Here is a 15,503-nt window from a genome sequence, read left to right on the forward strand (position 1 = left end):
TTTCGCCCACCCCTTCCGGCCGGGCCGCTAAACAAATCGGAAAAACGCCGGATGTATTGGTAGTACCGCTGAGGAGTTTGGTCAAAAGGTTGGCCGAACGGGAGCGATCCCGCCGCAGCGACGACCAACATCGGGATGAAGCAACATGGTAGGAATCGTCAGCGGCAATAGCCTGGGCTTGGGTTCAACTTCTTTGGCCGTGTTGGGGCGAAACGGCTTGCTGGGCACGGCCGGGCAGGGGCGCAACGGCGAGCAGGCCTTTGTCAATGTCGCCAACGGCAACCTGGTGCTGCAGGACCGCGACGACTACCTGGTCGCCCACGGCGTCAACCTCACGGCGCTGCGCACCTACAACAGCCAGGGCAAACTCAACGACGACAACGCCGACAACTGGTCCATGGGGGCTTATGCCCAGCAGGTCAAGCTGACGGGCACGCTGAACGCCGCCGGCAGCACCCTCACCCGGACCGCCCGCGACGGAAGCGAATCCATCTACACCTGGGACGCGGCCCGGCTCGCCTATGTCAGCACCGACGGCGCCGGCGCCTACGACACCCTCAAGGCGGTCGGCAGCGACTATGTCTGGACCGACGGCGACAGCGGGCTCACCGAGACGTATGAGGCCGCCACCGGGCGGCTGACCAGCACCGCCGATGCCCGCGGCACGACGGCCAGCTATGCCTACAACGCCTCGGGTTTCCTCTCCAGCATGACCAGCGCCAGCGGGGATGTGACCTACCTCGACTACGTGGGCAGCAATGTCTCCAGGGTGCGCACCGTCAGGGCCGACAGCACGACGCTCACGCGCGTGGCCTACACCTACGACACCAGCAACCGCCTGTCGTCGGTGACGGTGGACCTGAGCCCGGAAGACGGCAGCACGGCGGACAACCGTGTCTACCAGACGAGCTACACCTATGACGGCGCCAGCACGCGCGTGGCCTCCGTCACGCAGAGCGACGGCACCAGCCTGGCCTTCACCTATGTGCAAGTGGGTGCCGACTACCGTGTTGCCACCGTCACGGACGGGTTGAACCATACGACCAGCTACAGCTACGACACCGCCAGCCAGCGCACGACGGTGACCGACCCGCTGGGCCTGGTCACCCGCTACGAGTACGACGCCGCGGGCCAGCTCACCAAGGTCACGGCGCCGGCGGTGGGCGGCGTGTCGCAGGTCAGCAACTTCGCCTACAACGCCACCGGCGACCTTATCCAGGTCACCGATGCGCTGGGCCGGGCGCTGGTCATGCAGTACGACGCCAACGGCAACCAGGTGCTGCAGCGCGATGCGGCCGGCAACACCATCACGCGCACTTACGATGCCCGCAACCAGCTGCTGACGGAGTCGAGCTACACCGTGGCCGACCCGGATGGCGCGGGCGCCGGCCAGCCGTCCTCGCCGCTCACGACACGTTATGTATACGACGCGGCCAACAAAAACCTGCTGCGGTTTGTGCTGAGCCCCGCGGGCCGGGTGACGGAGTTCCGCTACAACGCCTGGGGCGAACAGGTCAGCAGCATCCAGTACGGCGCGGCGGCCTACAACGTGGCCGCCCTGGGCGCCACGGCGGTTCCCACGGAAGCGGCCATGGCGACTTGGGCCGGTTCGCAAAACCTGGCCCTGAGCACGCGCTCCGACCGGGTGCTGGACGCGCGCGGCCAGCTGCAGTCGGTCACGGTGTTCGCCAAGGTCGACGCCTCGGGCAACGGCGTTTCCGACGGCAGCCAGTCGACGACGCAATACATCTACGACCAGGCCGGCCTGCTGCTCAAGACCATCTCGGGAACCTCGGGTGTCAACCTGTACACCTACGACGGCCTGGGCCGCGTGCTGTCGGTCCAGAACGCGCTGCTGCAGACCACGCTGACCAGCTACGACGACGCGGGCAACAAGACCACCGTCAGTTTTGCCAACGGCCTGTCGACCAGCCGCGTGTACGACGCCGCGGGCCGCCTCGTCAGCGTGACGCAGAGCAGCGCGCAGACGGCCAACCTGGGCACCACGCTGTATTTCTACGACGCCGACAACCGCCTCACGATGACGCAGGACCCGACGGGCGTGCGGGCCTGGATGCTGTATGACGACGCCGGCCGCAAGACGGCCGACATCGACGGCAATGGAAGCCTGACCGAATACGTCTACGACGCGAACAACCACGTCACCCAGAGCATCGCCTACGCGGCCGCGGTGAACGTGGCGAGCCTGGTCGACGGCGCGGGCCAGCCGCTGAACCCGGCCCTGGCCAGCGTTCGCCCCGCCACCGGTGCCTCGGACATCAAGTCCTGGCGCATCTACGACAGCGCCGGCCGCCTGGTGAAAACGGTTGACGGGCAGGGCGCGGTCGCCGAGATGAAATACGACGGGGCCAACCGCCTTGTTTCGGTCACGCGTTACGCCAACCTGGTTTCCACCGCGGCCCTGGGCGCCGCCCCGGCCTCCGGCAGTGTCGTCCCCACCCCGAATGCGGGCGCCGACCGGGTGCAGAGAAGTTTTTACGACGACGACGGCCTGCTGCGCGCAAGCCTGGATGCCGAGGGTTACCTCACGGAGTTCAAATATGACAGCGCGGGCCGGCTGGTCGGCCGCACCGCCTACGCCACCGCGACCGCCCAGGCCCAGCGCGCCAGCGGCACGCTGGCCCAGCTGCTGCCGGCCACGGATGCCAAGGACATCACCACGCGCCTGGTACTCAACGCCAAGGGGCAGGTGGCGGCCGAGGTCGACGCCGAAGGCTACCTGACCGAAAAGGTTTACGACGCCAACGGCAACCTCACGCAGAGCGTGCGCTACGCCACGGCGGTCAGTGCCGGCGCCCTGGCCGCCTTCAGCGCCAGCACGACGGTCGCGGACCTGCGCCCGGCCGCCAGCGCGGAAGATCGCAGCAGCAGCGCGACCTACGATCTGCTCAACCGTGTCGCCACCTCGACCGACGCTGCCGGGACCGTCACCCAATTCACTTACGACACCGCCGGCAATCTGACGCAAAAAGTCTCCGCGGCCGGCACGTCGGAGGCCCGCACGCTGACCGCGAAATACGACCTGCAGGGCCGGCTGGTCGGTGAGCTCACCGGCGTCGGCAGCGCGCTGCTGACCGGCGGCCTCACGCAGGCCCAGATCGACCTGGTCTGGAGCCAGTACGGCCTGGCCCACAGCTATGACGCCGCGGGCCGGCGCACCAGCACCACCGACGGTTACGGCAACAAGACGCTGTTCTTCTACGACGCCGACGGGCACCTGACACATACCGTCAACGCCCTGGGCGAAGTGCGCGAGAGCCAGTACAACGCCCTGGGGCAGCTGTCCTCCACCGTGACCTACGGCACGCGCATCAGCCTGGCCGGGCTGGCCGGCGGGCTGGTCAACACCGCGCTGACCTCGGCCATCACGGCCAACGTGCTGCTCGACAGCAAGGTCAGCTACACCTACAACAGCTACGGCGGCCTGGCCAGCAGCACCGACGCGCTGGGCAATGTCACCGCCCTGGGCTACAACGCCTTCGGGGACGAAGTCAGCCGCGTGCAGGACCTGGGCGCTTCGCAGACCCTGACAAAGACCACCACGGTGGACCGCCGCGGCCTGGCAACCGGGACCGTGCTCGATGCCAGCGGCATCAACGCCATCAGCTCCGCCGTGTACGACGCCTTCGGCCGTCTCACGAGCAGCACCGACGCCAACAACCACGTCAGCAGCCGCAGCTTCGACCGGCTGGGCCGCGTCATCACCAGCCTGGACCCGCTCAACGTCAGCCGCGGCAGCAGCTACGACGCCTTCGACAGGGTGCTCACGCAGACCGACGGCCTCGGCAAGGTCACCAGCTACAGCTACAACAAGGCGCTCAGAAGCATCACGGTGACCACGCCCGAGAGCATCAGCGTCACCACGGTGCAGACCCGCCTGGGCCAGACCCAGAGCGTCACCGACGGGCTGGGCAACACCACCAGCTTTGCCTACGACCTCAACGGCAACCTGCTCAGCACCACGACGGCGCTGACCACCACGAGCCAAAGCTATGACCGGAACAACCGGCTGGCGAGCACGACGGACGCCAACGGCAACCAGGTGGTGCTGGCCTATGACGCGGCCGGCCGTGTCCTGACTCGCACCGTGGACCCGGCAGGGTTGAACCTCACGACCACCTACGGCTACGACGCCAAGGGCCAGCAGGTCACCGTCACCGACCCCGCCGGCCACGTGAGCCAGTTCAGCTTCGACCTCAAGGGCCAGCTGACCCAGCAGGCCATAGACCCGGCCGGCCTGAACCTCGTCACCGCCTACAGCTACGACGGCCGCGGCAAGACCCTGACGGTCACCGACCCGCGCGGCACGGTGACCCGCTACACCTACGACAAGCTCGGCCGCCGCACCCTGGAGCAGGTCGACCCCACCGGGCTCAACCTCACGCGCAGCTACGCCTACGACAAGGGCGGCAACGTCACCAGCGCTACCGATGCCAACGGCAAGCTCACGCGTTATGCCTACGACGCCGGCGACCGCCTGGTCTACACCGTGGACGCGTCCGGAAACGTCAGGCAGAACGGCTTTGACGCCCAAGGCCGGATCGTCAAGACCACGGTGTACGCCACCGCCCTCGCGCCCGCAGACCTGGCCGGCCTTCCGGCCGCCGCCACCGTGGCCCAGATCCAGGCCAAGGTGGTTGCCGCCGCGAGTTTTGACGCCGTGGAAAACCGCGTCTACGACAAGGACGGCCGGCTCACCGCCACCGTCAACGCCCTGGGTGAAGTGGTCAAGTACACCTACGATGCGGCCGGCAACGTCATCGAGCGTGTGGCCTATGCCAACCGCGTGGCCATGTCGGGCGGCAGCGCCTGGGTGGCCGGAACCCTGCCCGCGCCGGTGGCCGACGCGGCGCACGACCAGCGCATGCGCACGGTCTATGACCAGCTGGGCCGCGCGATATTCTCCCTGGACAGCACGGGCGCCGTCGTCAAGCAGACCTTTGACGGCAACGGCAATGTGCTGGAGCGGCTGGCCTATGCCAAGCCGGTTGCGCCGGCCACCGCCGCCACCGCTGCTGCCATTACGGCCGCCGTGGTGGCATCCGGCAACGATGCGCGTGTGCGCAATGTGTATGACGCCGCCAACCGGCTGGTGTACCGCGCCGACGGTGTCGGCGCCGTCACCCGCTTCGTCTACGACGCCAGCGGCAACACCGTCAAGACCATCCAGTACGCCACGGCCGTCGCCGGCACAGCCGCGCCGGCCAGCGTCAGCGCCTCCGCCGCCGACCGCATCACCGTGTTTGCCTACGACAAGGCCAACCGCCAGACCTTTAGCGTCGACGCCCTGGGTGGCGTGACGAAATACATTTACGACGCCAACGGCAATGTGGCGCAAAAGCTGGCCTATGCCACGGCCATCACGCCGCCCGTGGCCGCCACCACGCCCGATGCCGACGCCATCCAGGCCTCCCTGGTTGCCAACGCCACCAACGACCGCGTGGAGCGCTTTGCCTACGACCTGGCAAACCGCCAGGTCTTCCGCATAGACGCCGGCGGGGCCGCGACCGAAACCACGTTTGACGCCGCCGGCAATGCCGTGCAGACCCGGCGCTACGCAGCGCTGGTCGACGTATCGACCCTGCCTGCCGTGGCCTCGGCCTCCGCCGTCGCACTGCTGGTGGTGGCCAACGCAACGAACGACCGCGTGGAAAAACGCGCGTTCGACGCCAGCAACCGCCAGGTCTACGGCGTGGACGCCCTGGGTTATGTCCGCAAGACGGTGTACGACGGCACCGGCGCCATCAAGGGCGTGACCGAATACGCCACCGCCATCCCGGCGGCCACCGCCGGCACGGCCAGCGCGATCGCCGCCGCCATCGTGACCTCGACCGCGAACGACCGCAGCAGCAGCTTTGTTTATGACGCCGCCGGCCGCCTGACCGGCAGCACCGACGCCCTGGGCTTTACCGAGTCCAACACCTACAACGCCCTCGGTGAAAAACTCACGTTCACCAACAAGAACGGCGCCACCTGGAACTACGACTACGACGCGGGCGGCCGCCTCATCACCGAGACCTCGCCCCTGGTCGCGGTGACCGGCCTGCAGGTCAACGCCACGACCGGCCAGCTGGAAGTCAACCCCGCGCTCAGCGGCAATGCCAGCATCGTGACCCGCATGAGCTACGACTCGCTGGGCAACCTGCTGTCGCGCACCGAAGCCTCGGGCCGCGCTGAAGAGCGCACCACCAGCTACGAGTACGACGCCGTCGGCCACCAGGTCAAGACCATCTACCCGCCGGTGTCGGTCTACAACGCCGCCGCCGACAACATCACCGTCAACGGCGCCACCGGCCTTGCCACGCGGACCGAAACCCTGCAGACGCTGAGCAGCCACACCAGCTACGACGTGTTCGGCAATGCCGTCGCCAACCGCGACGTCGCCGGCGCCATGAGCTACAAGGCCTACGACAAGCTGGGCCGGGTGCGCTATGACGTCGATGCCCTCGGCTTTGTGACCGGCTATGCGCGCAACACCTGGGGCGAGGTCACCACGCTGACGCGTTACGGTTCGGCCACCACGCTGCTCACCGGCAACCCCGCGCAGCTCAGCGGCACGCAGATCAGCACCGCCCTGGCCGCGGCCGGCTTCAGCCACAGCATGGACCGCATCCTGCTGACCGAATACGACCGCCTGGGCCGCGTTGCCAAGGTGATTGAGCCGCAGGGCTACGCCTACGATTCGACGGCCGCCGCGGGCGCGCAGTACTTCACCGCGGGCAAGACCACACGCAACAGCTACAACGCCTTCGGCGACCTGAGCCGCGTCGCGCTGCTCAAGAATGCCGTCACCGATACCTGGACCACGACCGAGTATTTCTACGACTTGCGCGGAGGGCAGACGGCCATCGTCGACGCCATGGGTTACCTGACGACCCAGGCTTTTGATGGTGCCGGCAATATCGTGGACCACACCGAATACGCCACCGCCATCGCGGGCTGGAACAGCGCCGTCACGCATGCCGCGGCGCCCGCGCCCGTCACTTCCGCCAACGACGACCGCAAGATCACCTCGGTGTTCGACCGCAACAACCGCAAGGTCTCGGACACCCGCGTCAATGTGCTGTACAGCGTCTCCACCGCCAGCACCACCGGCGTGCGCGGCAACGCGGTCACCAGCTACCTCTACGATGCCGTCGGCAACACCACGGCCACCACCGACGCCAACGGCGCCACCACCTACAGCTATTACGATGCGATGGGCCGCGTGACGGCCGTGGCCGAACCGGCGCGCATCGACGTGGTCACGCCAGGCACCAACGTGGTCCTCACGCCGCTCACGCTGTTCCGCCGCGATGCCTACGGCAACGTGGTCAGCAAGGTGCAACTCGCCAACGGCGCGGCGACCGCGACCGCCACGGCCTTCACGCAGGGCGCGGCCTCCGGCGCGGACCGCACCACGCTGACCGCCTACGACCGCGCGGGCCATGCCACCCAGGTGACGGACGCGCTGGGCTACAACCACTACAGCTCCTACGACGCGCACGGCCACATCGCCAAGGAATGGCAGGCCGTCACCGGCAACGACGGCGTCACCCGGACCAAGTTCCGCGCCTACCAATACGACAAGCTGGGTCGCCAGACCCACGTCATAGACCCGGCCTCGACCACGGTGCTGCAGAGCGGGCTGACCACGACCTTCACCTCGGACACTTATTCCTACGTCGCGTACAACGAAAGCGGCAGTTATATGTTCACGGGGGCCGGCAACAGCGCAACCCTCGGCTGGTCGTCGCTGATTGATGCGAGCGGCGGCCTGGTGCGTGTTCAGATCGACTACCAGACCGTTGCAGTCCCCCAATTTGTCGGGGCCGGTGAGAACGGTGTCCCTGTTTTTGTGCCGGGCGCGCCCCACGCCGCCACCGTGGTCCAGGATTTCAACGCCGCGGCGGCGAGCGGCGGCGTCACGCTTTCATGGCTCAATGCCGGCTATTCCGACGGCGGCATCTCGCAGCTGTCCACCATACGCGTGTGGCAGCAGAATGCGAGCGGCAACTTCGTCATCAAGTGGCAGGGCAGCCCGGCGCAGGCCAACGGCTCCGGCATCACCAACGTCAGCCAGCAGCAGGCCGGCCTGGTCGACACCGCGGTCGAATACAACGCCTTCGGCGAAGTCATCCGCAAGGGCATCAACGGCGGGCGCGAAGAGTATTTTGACTACGACAACGCCGGCCATCTCTGGCGCACCAACAGCGGCGACGGCATTGCCAAGGTGTCGCTCTATGACCTGCAGGGGCACCAGACCGCGGATATCCGCAGCGCCGGCTCCGGGCGCGGCAACCTCAACTTGCTGGCCTACGCGAGCGCCGACCAGGTGGCCGGCCTGGCCGACGTGCGGCGCAACGACGTGAAGTATGACGAGCTCGGCCACGTCACCCAGCAGCTGCAAGCCGAACGCCTGACGACCCAGGGCGGCGTCACCGTCCGCGCCAACCAGGCCAACGCCGGCATCGCCTCGGCTTCTTATCCCGCCTACGACTGGAACGGCAACAGCGCCGGCTGGAACGGCAGCAACAATGTGTACCTGACCTGGTCGTCCCTTGCCAATCTGGGCGGCGGCGACATCCTGGTCAGCATGGACTATGTGACCCAGCCGTATACCTACGTCCTCGGCCAGACCATGGTCCTCGGCGAAAACGGCATGTACAGCCCGGCCACGGACGAGTCGGGCAACGTCATCGGAGTCAGGGTTCCGGTGGCCGCGGCCGCCAGGAACATCACCCGCACCCTGACCGCGGACCAGGCCGCCAGCGGCATGACCATGAGCTGGATTGACTCGGGTACCGAAGGCGGCCTCGCCAGCGTGACGCGTTTGCAACTGTACAAAAAAGACTACCAGGGCAACTGGCGGCTCATCACCGACCGCAGCAGCGGCAGCTTCGGCACCAGCGGCAGCAGCATAGAGCTGACGGCGCCGGCCGACGCATCGACCACGCTGCAGTTGCAGCTGCGCCCGGCCGGTGCCACCACGCCGGTGGAGACCGTCAGCCTGCTCAATTTCGGCGACGCGCTGCGTTATGACGGCGGAAGCCGCAACCTCGCGGCCTACGAATACCAGGTGCTGACCACGGTGGCCGGCGGCGCCACCACGAGTTCGGGCTGGCTGCCTGTGCCCGTGTCCGGGGCGACGGCTGGCACCAGCCAGTGGAGCCGGCCGGTCGTCAACCAGAAGACCGACCGCTGGGGCAATGTGCTGGAGATCAACGACCCGCGCGCCCTGGGCTGGAAGACCACTTACAGCTACAACGCCGGCAACCAGGTCGTGCGCCAGAGCCAGGCCGACACCGACGGCAACCAGAGCGCGGCCAGCCCGGTCACCAACATCTACTACGACCGCATGGGCCGGCAGCTGGCCACAACGGACGCGCGCGGCAACAGCAACCTGCAGGAGTTCGATGCCGCCGGCAACCTCGTCAAGGAGACCCATGCCGACGGTGGCGTGGTGAGCTACCGCTACGACGTCTTCGGCAACAAGGTGCAGGTCAAGGACACGCGCGGCTTTGTCACCAGCTTCAACTACGACAAACTCAACCGGCTGCTCAGCACGGTGCGGCCGGTGGTGAGTGTCTATACGGTGGGCGCCTCCAACTCGATGACTTATGTCAACGGCCGCGCCATCACGGAAACCAACACCTGGGATCAGGCCGGGCGCAAGCTCACCTCGACCAACGGCAACTACGAGACGCTCAGCTACAGCTACGACATGCTGGACAACGTCGTGGCGACCCGCCAGCCCCTGGGCCAGACCGTCAAGGCCACCTTCGACCTGCGCGGGCGCAAGTCCGCCGAAGTGGATGCCAACAACAACAGCGCCACCTGGAGCTACGACTACTTTGGCCAGCTCTACGGCCACACCGACCTGGGCGGGGCCAAGTTCAGCTATGCCTACGACAATGCGCGCCAGCTGGTGGTGCAAACCAGCACCCGCGGCCAGTACCTGATCTACGGCTACGACGCCGCGGGCCAGCTGGTCCGCAACACTGATGCGGCGCTCGGCAAGGTCACGACCTATGCCTGGGACCTGGGCGGCCATTCCGTGCGCGAGAAAGTCGTGCAGGGCGGGGTCACCTACCAGGACAACTCCATGGCCTACGATGCGCTGGGCCGGCTGCGCTGGGTGGGCGACACCCGCGCCTTCATCAACCTGGACTACGACAAGATGGGCAACCGTACGCGTATCCAGACCCACGTCATCACCGGCAGCGGCGCCTCGGACGCGGACCGCTACTTCCAGTACGACGCCATGAACCGCCAGACCGTGGTCGACGCGGTGGACGCCGCCGGCAACCTTGGTTCGGTGGGCCACCGCATCACCTACGACGGCAACGGCAACCGCACCAGCGACACCTTCCTGGGCACCCGCGTGGGCAGCGTGCAGGTGGTGGACCACTACAACCCCGTCTACGGCGCCATTCCGGTTCTCAATGAATATGGGCAGCCCACTTACGACGAATCCGGCAACCCGATCACGACCTGGGGCATCGTCGGTTACAGCCCGGTTTACCGCACCGATCTCTATGGCTACCAAGGCACCAGCACCGAGGTCTATAACTACGACGGCCTGAACCGCCTGACCGGTGTGGTCAAGGACGGCGTGCAGCTGGACTACCGCTATTACGACGGTGCGAGCCGCGTGCTGCAAACCGGTCCGGCCGGCACCTTGTCGACCGCCTACATCAACGCGTTGACCGGCGGCGCATCGGGCGCCAGCGGTTCCGAGACCCGCGTCAACCGCTTCGACGCCAACGGCCGCATGCTGTACCAGCGCGTCCTCAAAAGCGACAACAGCGCCAAATACGACATCAACTACAGCAGCTACGACGCCGCCGGCAACCTGCAAAGCTATTCCCTGCAGAACTACGAGGGCACGGCCTACACCAACTACTACAGCTACGCGCAGAACCGGTTTGACGGCTACAAGGAAGCCGCTGTCAACGGCACCAGCACCTACTTTCAGCCCGGCACGACGACCAGCTACTACGACGCCAACGGCTACCTGACGGCTGTCACCGACAGCACCAACGGCGCCGCCAATCGCAGCTTCGTCAACGATGCCTCGGGCAAGGCCTTGTACACCGCCCAGAACGGCCAGGTCCAGCGCCAGCTGATCGTGGCCGGCGAGGTGCTGGGCCGCTACGGCAACGCCGCCAGCGGTGCCAACGTGGTGGACTTCAACTTCGGCTACCAGCCTATCAACGGCAACTACCCGAAATCCAGCCCGGGCACCTACATCGTCGCGCCCAATGACACCCTGCAAAGCATTGCCAGGGGCGCCTACGGCGACAGCTCGCTGTGGTACCGCATCGCCGAGGCCAACGGCCTCTCAGGCGACAGCGACCTGAGGATAGGCCAGACCCTGACCATCCCCAGCCGGGTCGGGACCATCAACAACAACGCCAGCACCTTCAAGCCCTACGACCCGAGCGCGATGGTGGGCGACACCACGCCCAACCTGCCCACGCCTCCGCCGCCGGCGCAGGATGATGATGGCTGCGGTGTCATTGGGCAGATCATCGTGGTTGTCATTACGGTGGTGGTGTCCATCTTTGTGCCCCTGCCAGCCATACCTGCCGCCATGCTGGGGTCCTTCATGGGCCAGGTCGCCGGAAACGCGCTGGGCGTGCAGGACGGCATCAGCTGGGAAGGGATTGCCCTGGCTGGCGTCAGCGCCGGCATCAGCGAAGGCCTGAGCGAATTTATTCCCAAGGAAGTGGTTGAGACCTTGGGTAAAACAGGCACGGCCATCGTCAAGGCCGCGGCCGCCAACGCCTTGACGCAGGGCATTGGTGTCGTCACCGGCTTGCAGGACCACTTCGACTGGAGAGGCGTGGCCGCCGCTGCGGTCGGCACAGCCGTGGGCCTGGGGGTCGGGGATGCACTGGGGCTGCCCGGCGATGGCCCGGCCCCGGGAATGGGCATGGGAGAGTTCATCGCAAAGTCGGCCATCAAGAGCCTGGCCTCGGGCGCCGCGACCGCAATAGCCCGTGGCGGCAGGGTCACCGTGCAACAGATTGCCATGGATGCGTTTGGTAATACGCTAGGAGAGTCCCTGAGGGGTTATGTTGGGCAGGGCAGTGGTCCTGTTGTCGGTCAGCAGGAGGAGCAACTCTTCGAGGCTGAGCAGTCGGTGAGTGGCTTTGGGCGCGAGGAGGGTTATCACTACCTTGGCGGCTCTGCTGTTGATCGCCAGGAGGAGCAACTCGTCCATTCCGCACAGTCGGCTATCGGCTTTGGGCGCGAGGAGGGTTATCAGTACCTTGGTGGGCCCTTCCAGGCTGCATCGGCGAGTGGTGGTCTGTACTTGAACAATGCGCAGGAGACGCGCCTGCAATTAGGGCAGACAGTTACCGACTATGGAGATGAGTATGGCGACAGCTGGGAGGCAACGGCCAAATCTATCGGGGCCGTAAGACGAGCCAATGGCAAAGGTACATACGTTGTGATCTCCGGACTTGCAGACCCGAAAGATACGATGAATACCGGTGACCAGAAGCTGACATTTGATGAGCTGCGCCGCCAGGAGATTACTCAGTTGAATGCGAGTGGGACACCCGATCAAGGCGTCAATTGGGCTACTGCACTTGGCGGCGGCTTTGACACTAGTAGCTTTGGTGATCAGAAGTTCACGTATTCTGATGTTAAAGACTCCCTAAAAGCGGGTGTGAATTCAATAATTAACAGCTTCAATGGACTTCTTACATCTAGCGCGCAGTCAATGCTCAATTCTCCCGAAATGACCATTGCTGCCGGCACGAGCCCTCATGTATTTGATGCGCAGCAAGAAGCCATTGCTGCTACACCTCAAATTGGGGTGCCGAAATTGGATTATGAAAGTGGCAAATACGGAATCGGCTCGACGTTTGAGGCGGGATTTGATGTTGGGCAGGCTGTGACTGCCGGTTATGGTGTGGCGAAGCTCGGTGTTTCGGTAGTTCAAGGTATTCGGGTTGGCCAAGAGGTTAACGCTGCAACATCGCCGGCACGTTTGAAAGTAGGCATTGATTCGAGCAATACTGACGCTGCGGTCTTGTTTGGCAACAAGTACCCCGAGCACATGATCGATGTTCCGAAGATAGTCCCTAATGAGAGGTTAGGCGGAATCAGTGGGAAATTTAACTATGTGGTTAATGAAGAAGGTAGCCTGATAGTCGGCAGAAGTGGTCATACTAGCCTAACGGGCGGAGCGCCAGTTCAAGCCGCCGGCGAAGTCCAACTTTACAATGGCACGGTCAAGTGGATTGACAATGCCTCGGGGCACTATCAGCCGCTAGCAAGTATTGCTCCCGTTGCTGAGGCAGCGTTTAATAATGCAGGATTAAAGGCGACCGGTACTTTTATTCCGAAGGTATGGGTTCCCAATCCAGTTCTTCCGCGAGGTGGTGCGTGGGTACAAGTGAAAAATTAGATTCCCTTCAACGTGAGTTGCTCGCGGCGGAATATGTGCTTGATACGCAGTATTCATTTGATCTGGCAGAACCTTACTATCGTCGTTGCTTGCTGCTGATACAAGAGCTATCGGCGCACAATACCGAAGTTGAGAAAATGCTGATTGATCTATACGTCACAAAAAAAATTAGTGATGAACCTATGGCGTATTTAATGCACGTGCTTAGATGGCGTTCTGTACAGGATTTCTTGAAAGCGGAATTGGCTAGAAATCCCGCCGCGATCGCAACAGGTGCGCCGCATGAAAATATTCTGGCTGCATATCGTGACGATTGGCCAAATAAAATTTTTTATCAATTTGACAAAACCTCATAGCCTTTGTTGCTGGAACGGAGGCCATCTCAACATTTCAGGTAAAGCTCTTGTAAGTATGGCCGCAGCTGAGCACCAAGTGGTAGCGGCGTCGTTCCTTTAGGTATTCCTCATCGTCAAAGCGCCGGTAGACTTGGCTGTGGGCCGGCCAACTGGACAAGCACCGCGTGGTCCAGAGCTAGGCAGTAAGGTCTTGAGCCGGGCAAGGATTGCAGCGTATTCGTGCGGCTTGCATTTGTTGTATTGCTGCTTTTTCGCCGGGCATGTACGCCATGCGCGTGCCGGCTTGCCGCCCGGCGACAATACCCCCCATGGCAAGCACACAACTCCAGGAAATCCTTTTCTCCCAAGGCTTTGGCACACGGCGCGTGTGCGCGGGGCTGGTTCAACAAGGCTATGTGGCGGTGGCGGGCGCGCCTTGCGACGACCCGACCGCTGAATTCGAGCCCAGCGAAGGCCTGCGCTTCACGGTGCAGGGCACGGACTGGGAATACCATGAAAAAGCCTATTTGATGCTGCACAAGCCGGCGGGCTATGAGTGTTCGCAAAAGCCCAGCGCCTATCCGAGCATTTACACGCTGCTGCCGGCGCCGATACGCCAGCGCGGCGGCGGTGCGGCGGCCGGTGTGCAGGCGGTGGGGCGGCTGGACCAGGACACGACGGGCCTGCTGCTGCTGTCGGACGACGGCAAGTTCATCCACCGCATGAGTTCGCCCAAGCACCATGTGCCCAAGGTCTACGAGGTGCGCGCCAAGCACCCGGTGGACGACAAGCAGGTTGCCAAACTGCTGGCCGGCGTGGTGCTGGACGACGACCCCAAGCCGGTGCGGGCCGCGGCCTGCGAAAAAACCGGCGAGCACCAGCTGAGCCTGACATTGACCGAAGGCAAATACCACCAGGTCAAGCGCATGATTGCCGCCGTGGGCAACCGCGTGGAGGAGGTGGGCGGCCTGCACCGCTCGCGCATAGGCTCGCTGGATTTGCCGGCCGACCTCAAGGCAGGCGAATGGCGCTGGCTGACGGCCCAGGACCTGGCGCGCATCGCGGGCTGAGCATTGGCCGGCGCATCGCCGGTCCCGCTTATCGCAATTCGGCCGGTCGGGTGTTGGACTGTATGAGGAAGGAGTCGTGCCAGTGGCCGGGCATGCTGCTGGTGTGCTCCTGGTCCATGAGCGTGCGTATCTGGCGCTGTTGCGCCAGCGTGTGTTTCAGGCTGAGCCGTGCGGTTTCGAGGGCCGCCTCTTCACGTTTGAGGTGCCGGTTTTTGGTGGCTTCTTCACCGAGGAATTCATTGCGGAGTGCGTCCGGGTCCGGCAGCATGGAAGGGTTGAGCACCACATAACAAATGCCGCACTGGGCCAGCAAGTTGCTTTTGAGGTTTCTGGCTTTGCGGGACAGGCCGAAGGATTTGGGCACGTCGACGCAGCCGACCACATGGCCGTCGCTGGCGCAGACCGAAAACGTGCAGGTGGTGTTCTGGAGCATTTCATACCAGTACAGGCTGTTTTCATTGGCGTTGGGCCGGGTGAAGCGGGTCACGGGCATCTTGACCAGCACATGGTGGTCGTCAAAGGTGTTGATCATCCAGTGCCAGACCCGCAACTCTTCGCTGTTCATCAGAACCCGCGCATGCAGGGGCCAGTGTTGAGGAATGCGGCGTTTCCCCCGGTTTACCCAGCGTGACCACAGGCTGTACCATTCGGCGAGGTGCTCCATACGGGGCT

General features: G+C 64.5%; 4 protein-coding genes. 3 read left to right on the forward strand and 1 reads right to left on the reverse strand.

All coding sequences use genetic code 11. From position 1 onward, the window contains the following. Positions 1 to 199 precede the first annotated feature (199 nt). From AC1D09_RS05565 to AC1D09_RS05575, 3 genes are all read left to right on the forward strand, one after another. Positions 200 to 13,426 carry a LysM peptidoglycan-binding domain-containing protein gene (locus AC1D09_RS05565; protein WP_477700969.1) on the forward strand — a complete coding sequence of 4,409 codons (13,227 nt, stop codon included), beginning with the start codon at positions 200 to 202 and terminating at the stop codon, positions 13,424 to 13,426. Continuing rightward, the gene (locus AC1D09_RS05570; RefSeq protein WP_477660798.1) at positions 13,405 to 13,782 is read left to right on the forward strand and encodes a hypothetical protein; all 378 of its coding nucleotides are present in this window, start codon (positions 13,405 to 13,407) and stop codon (positions 13,780 to 13,782) included. The genes AC1D09_RS05565 and AC1D09_RS05570 overlap by 22 nt, the downstream gene beginning before the upstream one ends. 308 nt (positions 13,783 to 14,090) lie before the next feature. Further along, a complete protein-coding gene (locus AC1D09_RS05575; RefSeq protein ID WP_477660799.1) occupies positions 14,091 to 14,831 on the forward strand; it encodes a pseudouridine synthase in 741 nt (246 codons plus the stop codon). A gap of 28 nt (positions 14,832 to 14,859) precedes the next feature. Here AC1D09_RS05575 and AC1D09_RS05580 read toward each other — a convergent pair whose 3' ends face one another. Next, positions 14,860 to 15,396, reverse strand: a complete 537-nt coding sequence (locus AC1D09_RS05580; RefSeq protein ID WP_477660800.1) for a hypothetical protein — start codon at positions 15,394 to 15,396, stop codon at positions 14,860 to 14,862. Between the last annotated feature and the right edge of the window lie 107 nt (positions 15,397 to 15,503).

Source organism: Polaromonas sp. P1_A2 (assembly GCF_056406895.1).

Bases quoted from the DNA above. Each gene is read 5' to 3' on its own strand.
- AC1D09_RS05580 (WP_477660800.1), bottom strand. From the start codon at position 15,396: ATGAACAGCGAAGAGTTGCGGGTCTGGCACTGGATGATCAACACCTTT.
- AC1D09_RS05575 (WP_477660799.1), top strand. From the start codon at position 14,091: ATGGCAAGCACACAACTCCAGGAAATCCTTTTCTCCCAAGGCTTTGGC.